Source organism: Stenotrophomonas sp. SMYL86 (assembly GCF_036320025.1).
In the GTDB taxonomy this organism is placed as follows: domain Bacteria; phylum Pseudomonadota; class Gammaproteobacteria; order Xanthomonadales; family Xanthomonadaceae; genus Stenotrophomonas; species Stenotrophomonas maltophilia_A.
The window spans coordinates 194,876-207,824 of record NZ_JAWIRU010000006.1 but is presented as its reverse complement, the minus strand read 5'-3'; the positions used below and the strand labels follow the sequence as shown (position 1 = coordinate 207,824).

Genomic DNA, 12,949 nt, shown 5'->3' with positions numbered 1-12,949 from the left:
TAGTGCCGGCCGCTGGCCGGCAACAGCAAGAGCCGAAGCAACAGCAGAAGCTGGCTTCCTGAGGGGAGGCGGGGGGGGGGGGGGGGGGGGGGGGGGGGGGGGGGGGGGGGGGGGGCGGGGGCCGCCCCCCCCCCCCCCGCGCCGCCGCCCCCCCCCCCCCCCCCCCCCCCCCCCCCCCCCCCCCCCCCCCCCCCCCCTCGACAGGTTCCCGCGATCTGCCGGGACTGCATACTGCACTGCTGTTGGTGGGTGTCGACCTTGGTCGACACGTGTCTTGCTTGTGGTGGGTGACGACCGTTGGTCGTCACCAGAGCAAGCGCAGCGACGCGACCCGCTTTTGCTTTTCTTTTTTCTTTTCCGTGGCTGGTCGCCCACGGAAACTGTCAGAGGCCGGGCGGGGTGGGCTGCGCAGGGGCGTGAGCCGCATGGATGCGGCGACCGAGCTTACAGGGGTGAAGGCGCTTTGCTTGCGAAGCACTGCTTCGCAAGCGCCTGAACGCACAGCCGCCAGCGGCTGGGCCGGGCCCCGGAGGGGGACTTGCAGCGTCCCCTGCATGGCCCACCCGCCCGGCCAAACACGCGATCCGCTCTACGCGACCAGCCACGAGGGGCTCAGCCGTTCGCGGCCAACTCAGCATCCAGCGCGCGCAGGCGATCTACCGTCCCGACGTCGGTCCAGCGCCCGCGATGGTGCTGCCCCGTCATCAATCCCTGCGCCATGAAGTGCTTCTGCAGCGGCACCACCGAGAACTTCGGTGGGAGCCGCTCGCTGCCCGGTGCATCACCGATCACCGTGCGCCAGTCGGCCACGATGGAAGGGCGATACACGCCGATGCCGGCATAGGTCAGGCACGGTCCTTCGCGGTCGTGGTGCAGCAACCCCTGCGCATCGAGGCGGTAGTCACCGTTCGGGTGCTGAAGCGGATTGTCGACCAGCACCAGATGCGCCTGGCCCTGCGGCTCGCGCGGCAGCGTGGCGAAATCGAAATCGGTCCAGATGTCGCCGTTCACCACCAGAAACGGGGCGTCGCCCAGCACCGGTAGTGCATTGAGGATGCCGCCGCCGGTTTCCAGCGGGGTCTGCCCTTCGTACATGAAATGCAGGCGCAGGCCCCATTGGCTGCCATCGCCCAGCGTCGCTGGAAACTGTTCGGCCAGCCATGCGGTGTTGACCACCACCTCGCGCACGCCGAGTGCGGCCAGGCGTTCCAGGTGCCAGACGATCAGCGGTTTGCCGGCCACGTCCAGCAGCGGCTTGGGCGTGTGCAGTGTCAGCGGGCGCATGCGCTCGCCGAGGCCGGCAGCAAAGACCAGCGCCTTCATCGGGCCACGCGCATCGGTGCGGCCAGGTCGGTCAGCGCCGGCTTGATGCGGTGTTCCAGCAGCTGCTGCAGCGGTGCCAGCTCGCGGTAGCGCGGCAGCACTTCATCCAGATAGGTGATGAAGCGCGGCGCGTCGTCGAGGTAATGGCCCTTGTTGTCGCGATAGCGCAGGCGGCAGAACAGGCCGAGGATCTTCACGTGGCGCTGGATGCCCATCCAGTCGGCATCGCGCAGGAAGGTGGCGCGGTCGGGCACCGGCAGGCCGGCGTTGCGGGCGCGCTCGTGATACTGCGCCAGCCACTCGTCCACACGCTGCAGCGGCCAGCTCAGGAACGCGTCCTTGAACAGGCTCATCGCATCGTAGGCAATCGGGCCGCGCACCAGGTCCTGGAAATCCAGCACTGCGGGACCATTCTCGACCGGCATCAGATTGCGCGGCATGTAGTCGCGATGGGTCATCAGCTGGGCCTGGCCCAGCGCGTTGTCCATCAACCTGCGGTGCACCAGCTGCAGCCCTTCAATCTCACCGCAGTCCAGTTCCAGGTTCAGGTGGCGCTGCAGGAACCATTCGTCGAACAGGCCGGCATCGCGCTGCAGCAGTGCTTCGCCGAACTGGCCGAAGTCGGCCGGCACCGGGATCGCCTGCAGGCGCAGCAGCTGTTCGATCGAACGGCCGAACCATTCATCGGCGTTGCGCTCGTCGAGGATCTTCGCCAGGGTCGGGCCGCCGAGATCTTCCAGCAGCAGGAAGCCGGCATCCAGATCCTGTGCCAGCAGCGCGGGCACACGCAGGCCGTTGTCATCCAGCAGGCCGCGCATGCGCAGCCACGGGCGCGGATCTTCCAGCCCCGGCGGGGCGTCCATCACAATGTGGCTGCCGCGCGTGCTGGTGGTACGCCAGTAGCTGCGCATGCCGGCATCGACCGAGGCGCGTTCGACCACCGCACTGGAATCATCGAGCTGGGTACGGGCCCACTGCAGGCGCTGCGCGCTGCGCTGGGGATCGGAGGCGGGTTCGGTCATGCAGGCATATCCGGGCGCGCCGGGCGCGCCTACGTCGGGAACAGGAAGGGAAGAGGGTGCGGGATCAGCGGCGACCGCTGAACAGACGCAGGACGGCCAGCACGGCCACCGCGCCCAGCACCGCACCGAGGAAGCCGGCCGGCTCACCGGGGGCGTACCAGCCCATGTACTGGCCGAACCACCCGGCCAGCAGCGCGCCGATGATGCCCAGCACGATGGTCAGCAGGCAGCCCATGCGGTTGTTGCCGGGCATGAAGAATCGCCCGAGCAGGCCGACGAAGAAGCCGACCAGGATGATGTAGAGCCAGCTGCTGCTGCCGAACAGACCATTCATGCGCGCGATTTCCACCAAGGGTGGACGCAGCCTAGCAAGGCCAGGCTGCGTCCGTCACGGTGTGCCGGATTCAGCAGCAGCCGTGGTCGCCGTGGCGGGTGCCACTGTCGGCAGCCACCGGCGAACCGCTGGTCTCGCCGCGCAGGCTGGCGGCGTAGTGCTCGCTGATCACCTTGGACACGCAGGCGGTGACCTTCTTGCCCATCGGAATGTGCAGGAACTCGTTCGGGCCGTGTGCATTGGAGTGCGGACCGAGCACGCCGGTGATCATGAACTGGGCGCCCGGGAACTTCTCACCCAGCATGCCCATGAACGGGATCGAGCCACCTTCGCCCATGTACATCGCCGGCTTGCCGAAGAAGGCTTGGCTGGCGTCGTCGATGGCCTGGGTCAGCCACGGCGCCATGGCCGGGGCGTTCCAGCCGGTGGAGGCCTTTTCCAGATCCAGAGTGACCTGCGCGCCGTTCGGCGGATCGCGCAGCAGCGCTTCCTTCAGCAGCTCACCGCAGGTCTTGCCATCGGCGGTCGGCGGCAGGCGCAGCGACAGCTTCACCGAGGTCTGCGGGCGCAGCACGTTGCCGGCCGATTCCAGCGCCGGCATGCCACCGACGCCGGTGACCGACAGTGCCGGGCGCCAGGTGCGGTTGAGCACCAGCTCGGTCAGGTCCTCGTTCATCGGACGCAGACCGTCGACCATCGGGAACTTCTCGAAGATCTCGGTATCGACCACTTCGGCGGCGCGCTTGGCCTGTTCCTGGCGCTCGGCCGGGATCTCAACGTTCATGCCGTCGATCAGGATGCGGCCGGTGTCCTGGTCCTCGATGCGCGACAGCAGCTGGCGCAGCAGGCGGAAGCTGGACGGCACCACGCCGGAGGCATCGCCGGAGTGCACGCCTTCGTTGAGCACCTTCACGGTGAAGTTGCCGCCGGTCAGGCCGCGCAGCGAGGTGGTGCACCACAGCTGGTCGTAGTTGGCGCAGCCCGAATCCAGGCAGACCACCAGCGACGGCTTGCCGATGCGGTCGGCGAGGTGGTCGACGTAGGCCGGCAGGTCATAGCTGCCCGACTCTTCACAGGCTTCGATCAGCACCACGCAGCGGGCGTGCGGCAGGCCCTGGGCCTGTAGTGCCAGCACCGCGGCCAGCGAGCCGAAGATGGCGTAGCCGTCGTCCGCACCGCCGCGGCCATACAGCTTGTCGCCGCGCAGGACCGGGGTCCACGGGCCGAGGTCGTCGTCCCAGCCGGTCATTTCCGGCTGCTTGTCGAGGTGGCCGTAGAGCAGGATGGTGTCGTCGCCGGTTTCGGCGCCGGTAGCCGGAATTTCCAGGAAGATCAGCGGGGTACGGCCTTCCAGACGCACCACTTCAACCTTCAGGCCGGGCAGCTGCTGGGCCTTGGCCCAGTTCTCCATCAGGGTGACCGCCTGTTCCATGTAGCCGTTCTGCACCCAATTGGCGTCGAACATCGGCGACTTGTTGGGAATGCGGATGTAGTCGACCAACTGCGGGACGATCTCGCTGTCCCACTTGTCATTGACGAATTGGCCGAGCTTGGCGCTGTCCATCTGAAACTCCGGTTGCATGGGCTGATCCGGCCATTCTACGCCTGTGCCGTGGGTAGGGTTTTTCCTACATCACGTCGGGTATTTGGCTGGCTTTTAGAAATCCAGGAAACCGATAGGCTGTGTGCATGTGGTGACGGACACTGTTCCTACCGACGGGATTGCCGGTCGGGACGGCCAGAATCACAAGGAGATACACGTCGTGCCTTGGAGTGTCGTGTTGAGGGCACTGGTGCTGGTCGTGTGGATCGCTGGGGCGCATGCCGCCGAACCGATCGACATCAACCGCGCCGATGCCCAGGCGCTGCAGCAGGGATTGACAATGGTCGGAGCCGCCAAGGCCGAGGCGATCGTCGAGCACCGGCGCAGACACGGCCCGTTTCATTGCGTCGAGGACCTGACGCAGGTGAAGGGGATAGGGAAAGCAATCGTCGAACGGAATCGACAGCGGATCACCGTAGGCAACAGGTTGTTGCCGGCGGATCCGGTACCCGGATCGGTACCGGTGCGAACCGTACCCAGGCGCTGACAGCAGGAATCGTCGGAACCGGCAGGAGGCTGGTTCACCGGACACGGACAGGAAGGCCGTGACCACCGACCGCCGCAGGACGCGGCACCAATCACCAGGATGGTGGCATCACAGACCTGTGGAAGGGGCTGAGATACAAACAGGACAGACGCGGCCGCGTGCAGGATGCAACGCTACCCCCACAGCGCAGGATGCGAGGGGGCGGCAGCAGGCCGACAAGGACGTAACGATTGCCCGGTACGACACATGGCTGTGTCGCCGGGCAGTTTCATTTCCGGCACCTGGTTTTGCCGCGGCCACCACGGGTCGATGGTGTACGGTGGCCGCACCGCATGGAAAGGACCCCCGCTGGATGCTTCTGCACCGCCCCACTACCCTGATGCTCGCCCTTGCACTGGCCCTGCCGCTGCTGGGCCATGCCGCTGCGCCGACGCCGGCCGCCAAGCCTGCCGCTGCCGCAGCCAGCAGCGCCGAAGTGCGCGGACCGACCGACCTCAAGCCGGGCGAATACCTGTGGCATCCGGAAATCTCACCGACCGGCCCGATCGTGCTGGTGGTCAGCCTCGATGAGCAGCGCGCGTACGTGTACCGCAACGGCATTGCCATCGGCCTGACCACGATCAGCTCGGGCAAGGCTGGGCATGAGACGCCGACCGGCGTGTTCACCATCCTGCAGAAGGACAAGGACCACAAGTCCAACCTCTACAACAGCGCGCCGATGCCCTACATGCAGCGGCTGACCTGGGACGGCATCGCCCTGCATGGCGGCAGCCTGCCCGGTCATCCGGCCTCGCATGGCTGCGTGCGGCTGCCGCAGGCCTTCGCGCAGAAGCTGTTCAGTGAAACCCAGCGTGGCGACACCGTGGTCGTGGCCGATGCCAAGAGCTCGCCGATGACCCTGGCCTATCCGTCGGTGCTGGCACCGGTCAACGCGCGCGGCCAGGCCCTTCCGGAAACCGAGGGTGGGGCCCCGGCGCAGGCCTGGTGGGATGACGCCGCGGCGCCGGCCGGGCAGGTCGGCATCCTGGTCAGCCTGCACGACCAGCGCCTGTACGTGCTGCGCGATGGCGTGATGATCGGCGAGTCGCCGCTGAAGGCCGACGCCCTGCCGGCGTTCCAGGGCACCACCCTGTTCGTGATGGGGCAGGGCTACAGCGATACGCCCAGCCCGCTGGACGCGAACCAGCGCCTGCACCAGTGGACGGCCTATCCGCTGCTGGGCCAGGACCGTGCCGAGGCCACCCCGGACCTGCTGGCCACGCCCTCGCTGCCGATGGCGTTGCCGGCCGATTTCGCCCGTCAGCTGTACCAGGTGCTGGTACCGGGCACGACCCTGCTGGTGACCTCGCTGCCGGCGGTCCGCCCAAGCCCGGCTGAATCCGGAATGCAGCCGGTCTTGGAATCCGAGCCGCCAGGGTCCACCCTCAAGGGCAACTGAGTCCCCTCGTTGTGCCCATGACAGCATCCCGCCTGTGCCGGCTGGCCGCGTTCGGCCTGCTGGCGACCTCGGCCAGCGCCCCGGCGCTGGCACAGACGCCCGCCCTTGCCACCAGTGCCGATGATCTGGCCGCCTTGCTGTCGCGCAGTGCGCCCAAGGCCGACCGCCACGTATTGCAGCTGGCGGCGCACGCCATGCGCTGCGCGCTGCAGCGGCCGGAGCTGGGCATCAATGGTGATCGCCTCAGCGTGATCGATTATTCGCGGCCGTCCACCGAGCCGCGCCTGTGGGTGTTCGACCTGGCCCACCAGCGCCTGCTGTTCGAGGAATGGGTGGCGCATGGCCGCAACAGCGGTGAGAACCGCACCGAACACTTCTCCAACCGCGATGGCAGTTTCATGTCCAGCCTCGGCGCGTTCACCGCGCAGGAGACCTACATGGGCGGCAACGGCTATTCGCTGCGCCTGGCCGGGCTGGAACCGGGCTTCAACGACCGCGCGCGTGACCGAGCCATCGTCATCCATGGTGCGCCGTACGTGAACCCGGCTACCGCGCAGCTGCAGGGGCGGCTGGGCCGCAGCCTGGGTTGCCCTGCGGTGCGGCTGTCGGTGGCCAAGCCGCTGATCGATGCGTTGCGTGGCGGCACGATGGTGTTTGCTTACTACCCCGACCAGGATTGGCTGAAGCACTCGCAGCTGCTGGCCGGCGAGTGCGGTGGCCAGGGCACGCTCGCCACGCGGTGATGCATGACGGCGCGCGGCATGATGCAATGCGCCGATGAACATCGACTCCCTGCTGCACACTCCGAGCCAGGTGATCTCCCGCCTGGACTATCGCCGCGAACGCTGGCGCAACGGCCTGGGCTGGACCCGCGAGATCCTGCGACTGCCGGCGCAGGGTGATGACTGGGCGCTACGCCTGTCGGTGGCCGAGATCGAGCAGGATGCCGCGTTCTCCGCCTTCCCCGGCGTGGAGCGCGAGCTGGTGCTGCTGCAGGGCAATGGCGTGCGTCTTCGCTTCAACGATGGCCATGTGGCCGAGGTGCTGCCGCCGCACGGACACGTGCGCTTTGCCGGCGAGGAAGCGCTGCACGGCGAATTGGTGGACGGCACCACCCACGACTTCAACCTGATGTGGAAGCGCGAGCTGCTGCAGGCCGAACTGCTGCACCGGCCGCTGGTGGGCACGATGTTCTTCTTCTGCGAACCGGGTGTGGCCTGGGCGCTGCATCTGCTGGCTGGTCAGGCGGAGTTCGGTGCAGATAGCGGCTTGCCGGCGCTGCAGGCGGGAGACACTGCGTGGTTGGCGGCCGGTGAACGGCAGCGTCATGCATTGCAGGGCGGTGGCGAGTTGCTGGCGATCCGGATCAGTGCGGCGGCGGGATGATTCCTGGGCGCCGGTTGGCACTATCCACGCATGGCGTGGATCTACTGCAAATGCGGTTGCCACCATGCCTGGACACGCCGTTCAGTAGATCCACGCCATGCGTGGATGCGGCCACCGACACCGCGTCATGGTGCGAACCAAGGTTCGCACCCACCAGAATGCGGTTCGCGCCAGCCGAATCTGTTCAGTAGATCCACGCCATGCGTGGATGCGGCCACCGATACCGCGTCATGGTGCGAACCAAGGTTCGCACCCACCAGAATGCGGTTCGCGCCAGCCGAATCTGTTCAGTAGATCCACGCCATGCGTGGATGCGGCCGCCGATACCGCGTCATGGTGCGAACCAAGGTTCGCACCCACCAGGAATCGGTTCGCACCCACCAGGATGCGGTGGCCTCAATACACATCGCGCCGGTAACGACCGGCCAGCAACAGCGCTTCCTTGCCCGCGGTACCCAGCACCTGCTCGATCACTGCATCCACCGCCGGGGCCATGCCCTGCAGGCTGCCGCAGACCAGGATCGTGGCGCCTTCATCCACCCACTGGCGCAGCGTTGCCGCTTCGGCCAGCAGCCGGTCCTGCACATAGCGGTGCGCACCGCCATCGCGGCTGAACACTGCATCCAACCGCGCCAGCGTGCCGTCGGCCAGCATCGCCTGCAGTTCTTCACCGAAGTGGAAGTCATGCGCGGCGGTGCGCTCACCGAACAGCAGCCAGGTGCGGCGTGCGCCACTGCGTACGCGTTCGTGCAGATGCGCGCGCAGGCCGGCGATGCCGGTGCCGTTGCCGATCAGCAGCAGCGGCACGTCGGCGGCCAAGCCGTGGAAATTGTCGTTGCGGCGCAGACGCAGCTGTACCGGTTCGCCGATGGCAGCGTGGTCGCACAGCCAGCCGCTGCCGATGCCGGGTGTACCGTCAGCGCGCAGCTGGCGGCGCAGCAGCAGCTCAACCGCACCGTCGGCCATGACCGAGGCGATCGAGTACTCGCGATGCGGCAGCGGTTGCAGGGTCGCCAGCAAGGCAGGCAGATCACCCGGGGGAACCAATGAGGGCAGGTGCGAGCGCGCGACGCGTGCCAGCAACGTCTGCCCATCATCCAGCACGGTGTCCGCGTCGAAGCGTTGTGCATCCAGCCAGGCACGCACGGTGTGCGATGCGTGCTGCGGGCCGATCTCGGCGATGTCACCGGCCTGCCACTGCGCATTTGCATCGGCCGGGGGCTGCAGGCGCAACCAGTACACCGGACCACCGGGGCTGCCCGGGTTCAAATGCTCGCGTTGCAGCAGCGTCCACGGCTGGTACTCGGCCGGGCTCCAGTCGGGCAGTTCGCTGGCGTTACCGCCGAGTTGTCCCAGCAACTGTTGCCAATGACGCAGTGCTGCCGGATCGGCGTTGTCGACCTCGATGGCGTCGAACAGCGGATGCGCGCCGTGCTGGCGCAGCCAAGTGTCCAGCTGGTGGCCGAATCCGCAGAAGTGGCCATAGCTGCGGTCGCCCAGCGCGAGCACGCCGTAGTGCAGGTGCTGCAGCGGGGGCGGGGTGGCCATCACCCCGCGCAGGAACGGCAGGGCGTGGTCGGGTGGATCGCCTTCGCCGGTGGTGCTGGCAATGAACAGCGCGCGCTGGCTGGAAGCCAGCAGTGCTGCATCCACCTCATGCAGCCCGCGCACGCGCACTGGCACGCCGGCACCGCGCAGGGCCTCGGCGCTGCGTTCGGCCAGTTCGCGGGCGAAGCCGGTCTGGCTGGACCAGACCAGCAGGATGGGCGCGGTGTCTCCGGTTGCGGCGTCGTCGCGCGGGCGCCCACGCCACCACAGGGCCGCGCAGGCCAGCGCATACAGCACCGTGGCGAGCACCGCGATCTGCGACTGCCGCGCCGGAGGTGCGCCCCGCCACCACGCTTCGCCGAGATGCAGGCGAAGCAGTGCCCAGCCGATCGCTGCCAGCAGGAGCAGAACCAGTGCGTTGCCGAGCCAGGCGCGCGATGGACGTGCGCTCATGCGTCCTGCTCGTCGAGCAGGCGCTGGAAGGCGCTGCTGAGAAATTCCTGCGGGCCGTCTGCCGCACGCTGCAGGTAGCGCGCAGCCAGTCCTTCGCGCTCGGCCAGTGCCATGCCCTGTTCGCGACCGAGTACGGTCAGTGCGGTGGCCCAGGCATCGGCGTGCATGGCGTCGTCGGCCACCACGGTTACTGCCGCGGCAACCTGCCGCACCGGTCTGCCTGAGCGCGGGTCCAGGCTGTGACTGTAGGCCTCGCCATCGGCCTGGTACTGGTGCCAGCGATCGCCGGAGGTGGCCACCGCCTTGCCGTCCAGCGCCAGTACCCGTGGCGGGGTATCGGTGTGGGCGTCTTCTTCGGGTGCGGATTCCACCAGCACGCGCCACGGCTGGCCGTCCGGTTTGCGGCCGTAGCCGGCCAGTTCGCCGCCGACTTCGATCAGCGCGGCAGTGATGCCTTGTCCACGCAACCAGGCGGCCACGTGATCGACACCGAAGCCCTTGGCGATCGCAGAGAGATCCAGTTCCAGTCCACCCGGTTGCAGCAGCGCATCGTCCTGCCACTGCAGGCGCTGCCAACCGCAGCGATCACGCGTGGCCTGCAGGGTAGCGTCGTCGGGCTGGCGGCGTTCGCCGGCATGTGCCCCGAAGCCCCACAGTGCAACCAGCGGACCGATGGTGGGATCGAAGGCGCCGCCACTGGCGGAAGCGATGGCCTGTGCGCAGGCCAGAACGTGACGGGTTTCGGCCGGCAGCACGCACCATTGGCCGGCGTCGGCGCGGTTGTAGCGGCTCAGATCCGAACCACGCTCCCAGGTGCTCATCTGCGCGACCACCCCGTCCAGCCGCGCCTGGATGCCAGCATGCAGCGGGTGCAGGTCGCGCTGGCGCGGTGCGACCAGCGACACGCTCCAGGTGGTGCCCATGGTGGTGCCGCCGAGGCGGGCGATGTCGAGCAGGGGATCGGTCATGGTGGTGTGCTGCAGGCGCGATGCCGGGGGCTGCCCGGCATCGCAGTCCACATTACTGCGGCAGCACTTCCAGCGTGGCGACGTAGCTCAGGCGGCGCTTGGCGGCCTGCTTCACCGAGGTCTTGTTGTCCTCGGTGCCGGTTTCCAGCCAGTACATGCCAGCTTCCGGCCAGGTCACCTTGATCTCGCCCTTGGCATCGCTGGTGACCTTCAGCTCGTCCTGCGCGTTGCGGTAGCGGGTGGCGCCACGCACGATCTCGAACTCCAGGCCGGCGGTCGGCTTGCCGTCGACCAGCACGCGGAAGGTGGCTTCCTCGCCGGCGAACAGATCGTTCGGGTGGCCGACGGCGACCAGCTCGATGCCGCGGTTGGTCGGCTTCAGCGCGGTGTCGTTCGGGGCGCCGTTGGTGACGAAGGTCTCCACGCGGCCGACCGACTGGCTCACTTCCAGCTTCTTCGCATCCTTGGGCAGTTCGCCGAAGGTGGCGACGCTGCCGCGCCAGCGCTTGCGCTCGCCGTTCTGCTCGTAGGTGGCGAACAGGCCGTCATTGACCGACGCGATGCGGTAGGTGCCCGGCTGCTTCAGCTCAACGTCGAACACGCTGCGGTACTTGCCGGTGGACGCGTTCTGCGGCTGCACGGTGCTGCCGTCCGGCGCGGTGATCACCACCGACTCCAGGCGCAGCGGCACGTGGTTGAAATAGAACAGGTCGTTGGAGACCGCACCGTCGACGGTGATCCACGGCGCATTGCCGGCGATCACGGTCTGCGAGGGCAGCAGCCAGGCCTTGTGGGCCAGGGCGGAGAAGGGAAGGGCAGCGGCCAGAGCGGCGGCGAGGACGAGCGTGCGCTTCATGCGGAAGACTCCAGGTGGATGCAGGGTGGTGCGGCGAGAGGAGGGGAATTACGACTTAATCCCCTCCGTCCCCTTTTCAGGGTTTGACGGCGAGGGTGACCTGGCCCAGTTCGGTGGCGCCCTGCGCCTTGCCGTTCTGTGCGGCGGTGGCCGGCCAGGTGAAGGGGATCTTCAGCAGCTCGCGGCCGCCGACTTCGCGCACCGCTTCCACCACCAGGGTGTAGTTGCCCGGGGCCAGCTGCTTCAGCGCCGGCTGCTTGTCGTTGAACGACAGCGCGTGCTTGCCGGCCGGGCGGGTCGGGCCGGTCACGCCGTCCACCGGCACCTGCAGGGTGCGGCCGCTCTTGCGCCACCACTGGCGCAGGTCGGGCAGCCACTTGGTGCCGTGGCCTTCGCTGTTGCTGGTCTGCTGGTACCAGACCGACAGGTTGGCCGCGACCTTCTGGTCGGCGCCTTCCAGCCACACCGCCACGTACGGGCGGTGGTACTCGGCCACGTTGAGCTTGGGCACTTCGACGTTGATGTCGAGGGTGGTGGCATAGGCCGGCGAGGTGGCCAGCAGGCCGCTGAGGGCGATGGTCAGGGTGACGCGCATGGGGCGGCTCCGGAAACGAAGGAAAGTCAGTGGATCAGCAGCAGGGCGATCAGCAGCGGGATCATCAGGCCGAGGCCGACCAGCGGCCAGGTCATGCGCCGCTGCCGTGCATGCAGGTGAAGCAGGAACAGGCCGGTGATGCAGAACACCAGGCAGGCCACGGCGAACAGGTCCAGGAACCAGCCCCACGCTGGGCCCGCGTTGCGGCCCTTGTGCAGGTCGTTGAGGTAGGACACCGCGCCGCGCGAGGTTGATTCGTACTCCACCGCGCCGGTCTCGCGATCGATGCTCAGCCAGGCGTCGCCACCCGGGCGTGGCAGTGACAGGTAGATCTCTTCAGCCGACCACTCGGCCGGGCGCCCGCCGATGGCGATGCCCAGCTGCGTGTCCAGCCATTGCCGGGCCGGGCGCGGGATCGGCGCGTTGCCGTCCTCGCGCGTGCCCAGCTGGCCCAGCAGCGCGGCCGGCAGTTCCAGATGCTGGTTTTGCACCTCGGGCTTGGCCTCGATCTTCGCGGCATGGTTGAGGGTCAGGCCGGTCACCGCAAACAGCAGCATGCCGATCAGGCAGACCGCCGAGCTGATCCAGTGCCACTGGTGCAGCGTCCGCAGCCAGAAGCCACGGTTCTGTTGCTGCTGCACGGTGGAAGAGGCAGGACGGCTCACGGCACGGTTCGAGGCGGACGGGGACTCCCCATTACATCATTGATGAGAATAGCTCGCAATTGCGCGTCGTTCTGTATCCCTGGGGGGGAATGCCGGCCAGCGGCCAGCGGTCGGCACCGTCGTTGATCAGTAGATCCACGCCATGCGTGGATGAAGCGGTGCCGACCAAGGTCGGCACCCACCGGGGCAGGGCAGTGCCGGCCCGCGGCCGGCACGACCGGGGCGGGGCGAGCAGAACGGGGCGTTGAACGCAAGACAGTAGCTGGGGCGC

At 67.9% G+C, this 12,949-nt stretch carries 13 protein-coding genes; 4 read left to right on the top strand and 9 right to left on the bottom strand.

What is annotated here, in order from left to right; genetic code table 11:
• Window positions 1–612 precede the first annotated feature (612 nt).
• The 4 genes from murU to V3B64_RS09340 all read right to left on the bottom strand — a co-directional run bounded on the left by murU (window position 613) and on the right by V3B64_RS09340 (window position 4,243).
• Entirely contained in the window at window positions 613–1,323 is a 711-nt protein-coding gene (gene murU, locus V3B64_RS09355) for an N-acetylmuramate alpha-1-phosphate uridylyltransferase MurU (RefSeq protein WP_329914010.1), read from the bottom strand.
• Complete coding sequence (locus tag V3B64_RS09350) at window positions 1,320–2,345, bottom strand: phosphotransferase (protein ID WP_100437460.1); 1,026 nt, start codon at window positions 2,343–2,345, stop codon at window positions 1,320–1,322. Before V3B64_RS09350 ends, murU begins: the two co-directional genes overlap by 4 nt.
• Before the next feature lie 64 nt (window positions 2,346–2,409).
• Window positions 2,410–2,679, bottom strand: coding sequence for a GlsB/YeaQ/YmgE family stress response membrane protein (locus V3B64_RS09345; protein ID WP_049398791.1), 270 nt, complete (start codon window positions 2,677–2,679; stop codon window positions 2,410–2,412).
• Between the two features lie 70 nt (window positions 2,680–2,749).
• Complete coding sequence (locus tag V3B64_RS09340; protein WP_010483606.1) at window positions 2,750–4,243, bottom strand: M20 family metallopeptidase; 1,494 nt, start codon at window positions 4,241–4,243, stop codon at window positions 2,750–2,752.
• 199 nt (window positions 4,244–4,442) lie between these two features.
• Between V3B64_RS09340 and V3B64_RS09335 the strand changes: the two genes are divergently transcribed.
• The 4 genes from V3B64_RS09335 (at window position 4,443) to V3B64_RS09320 (ending at window position 7,593) form a co-directional block, all read left to right on the top strand.
• Window positions 4,443–4,769, top strand: a complete 327-nt coding sequence (locus V3B64_RS09335; RefSeq protein ID WP_329914009.1) for a helix-hairpin-helix domain-containing protein — start codon at window positions 4,443–4,445, stop codon at window positions 4,767–4,769.
• 352 nt (window positions 4,770–5,121) lie between these two features.
• Window positions 5,122–6,207 carry a L,D-transpeptidase gene (locus V3B64_RS09330; RefSeq protein WP_329914008.1) on the top strand — a complete coding sequence of 362 codons (1,086 nt, stop codon included), beginning with the start codon at window positions 5,122–5,124 and terminating at the stop codon, window positions 6,205–6,207.
• Window positions 6,208–6,224: 17 nt separating this feature from the next.
• Complete coding sequence (locus tag V3B64_RS09325) at window positions 6,225–6,950, top strand: murein L,D-transpeptidase catalytic domain family protein (protein WP_012510304.1); 726 nt, start codon at window positions 6,225–6,227, stop codon at window positions 6,948–6,950.
• Window positions 6,951–6,984: 34 nt separating this feature from the next.
• Window positions 6,985–7,593 carry a HutD family protein gene (locus tag V3B64_RS09320; protein WP_329914007.1) on the top strand — a complete coding sequence of 203 codons (609 nt, stop codon included), beginning with the start codon at window positions 6,985–6,987 and terminating at the stop codon, window positions 7,591–7,593.
• A 396-nt stretch (window positions 7,594–7,989) separates the two neighbouring features.
• Here V3B64_RS09320 and V3B64_RS09315 read toward each other — a convergent pair whose 3' ends face one another.
• The 5 genes from V3B64_RS09315 to V3B64_RS09295 all read right to left on the bottom strand — a co-directional run bounded on the left by V3B64_RS09315 (window position 7,990) and on the right by V3B64_RS09295 (window position 12,678).
• Window positions 7,990–9,594 carry a sulfite reductase subunit alpha gene (locus tag V3B64_RS09315; RefSeq protein ID WP_329914006.1) on the bottom strand — a complete coding sequence of 535 codons (1,605 nt, stop codon included), beginning with the start codon at window positions 9,592–9,594 and terminating at the stop codon, window positions 7,990–7,992.
• Window positions 9,591–10,562 carry an FAD:protein FMN transferase gene (locus V3B64_RS09310; protein ID WP_329914005.1) on the bottom strand — a complete coding sequence of 324 codons (972 nt, stop codon included), beginning with the start codon at window positions 10,560–10,562 and terminating at the stop codon, window positions 9,591–9,593. Before V3B64_RS09310 ends, V3B64_RS09315 begins: the two co-directional genes overlap by 4 nt.
• Before the next feature lie 52 nt (window positions 10,563–10,614).
• The gene (locus V3B64_RS09305; protein ID WP_049398797.1) at window positions 10,615–11,418 is read right to left on the bottom strand and encodes a DUF4198 domain-containing protein; all 804 of its coding nucleotides are present in this window, start codon (window positions 11,416–11,418) and stop codon (window positions 10,615–10,617) included.
• Between the two features lie 76 nt (window positions 11,419–11,494).
• On the bottom strand, window positions 11,495–12,013 hold the full coding sequence (locus V3B64_RS09300; protein ID WP_004147429.1) for a DUF2271 domain-containing protein: 519 nt from the start codon (window positions 12,011–12,013) through the stop codon (window positions 11,495–11,497).
• 26 nt (window positions 12,014–12,039) lie between these two features.
• Window positions 12,040–12,678, bottom strand: a complete 639-nt coding sequence (locus V3B64_RS09295) for a PepSY-associated TM helix domain-containing protein (protein WP_032129249.1) — start codon at window positions 12,676–12,678, stop codon at window positions 12,040–12,042.
• Window positions 12,679–12,949: the final 271 nt, after the last annotated feature.

What these genes read in the sequence shown, in the direction of transcription:
- murU (WP_329914010.1), bottom strand. Translation starts at nt 1,323, where the DNA reads ATGAAGGCGCTGGTCTTTGCTGCCGGCCTCGGCGAGCGCATGCGCCCG.
- V3B64_RS09350 (WP_100437460.1), bottom strand. Translation starts at nt 2,345, where the DNA reads ATGACCGAACCCGCCTCCGATCCCCAGCGCAGCGCGCAGCGCCTGCAG.
- V3B64_RS09345 (WP_049398791.1), bottom strand. Translation starts at nt 2,679, where the DNA reads ATGAATGGTCTGTTCGGCAGCAGCAGCTGGCTCTACATCATCCTGGTC.
- V3B64_RS09340 (WP_010483606.1), bottom strand. Translation starts at nt 4,243, where the DNA reads ATGGACAGCGCCAAGCTCGGCCAATTCGTCAATGACAAGTGGGACAGC.
- V3B64_RS09330 (WP_329914008.1), top strand. Translation starts at nt 5,122, where the DNA reads ATGCTTCTGCACCGCCCCACTACCCTGATGCTCGCCCTTGCACTGGCC.
- V3B64_RS09325 (WP_012510304.1), top strand. Translation starts at nt 6,225, where the DNA reads ATGACAGCATCCCGCCTGTGCCGGCTGGCCGCGTTCGGCCTGCTGGCG.
- V3B64_RS09320 (WP_329914007.1), top strand. Translation starts at nt 6,985, where the DNA reads ATGAACATCGACTCCCTGCTGCACACTCCGAGCCAGGTGATCTCCCGC.
- V3B64_RS09315 (WP_329914006.1), bottom strand. Translation starts at nt 9,594, where the DNA reads ATGAGCGCACGTCCATCGCGCGCCTGGCTCGGCAACGCACTGGTTCTG.
- V3B64_RS09310 (WP_329914005.1), bottom strand. Translation starts at nt 10,562, where the DNA reads ATGACCGATCCCCTGCTCGACATCGCCCGCCTCGGCGGCACCACCATG.
- V3B64_RS09305 (WP_049398797.1), bottom strand. Translation starts at nt 11,418, where the DNA reads ATGAAGCGCACGCTCGTCCTCGCCGCCGCTCTGGCCGCTGCCCTTCCC.
- V3B64_RS09300 (WP_004147429.1), bottom strand. Translation starts at nt 12,013, where the DNA reads ATGCGCGTCACCCTGACCATCGCCCTCAGCGGCCTGCTGGCCACCTCG.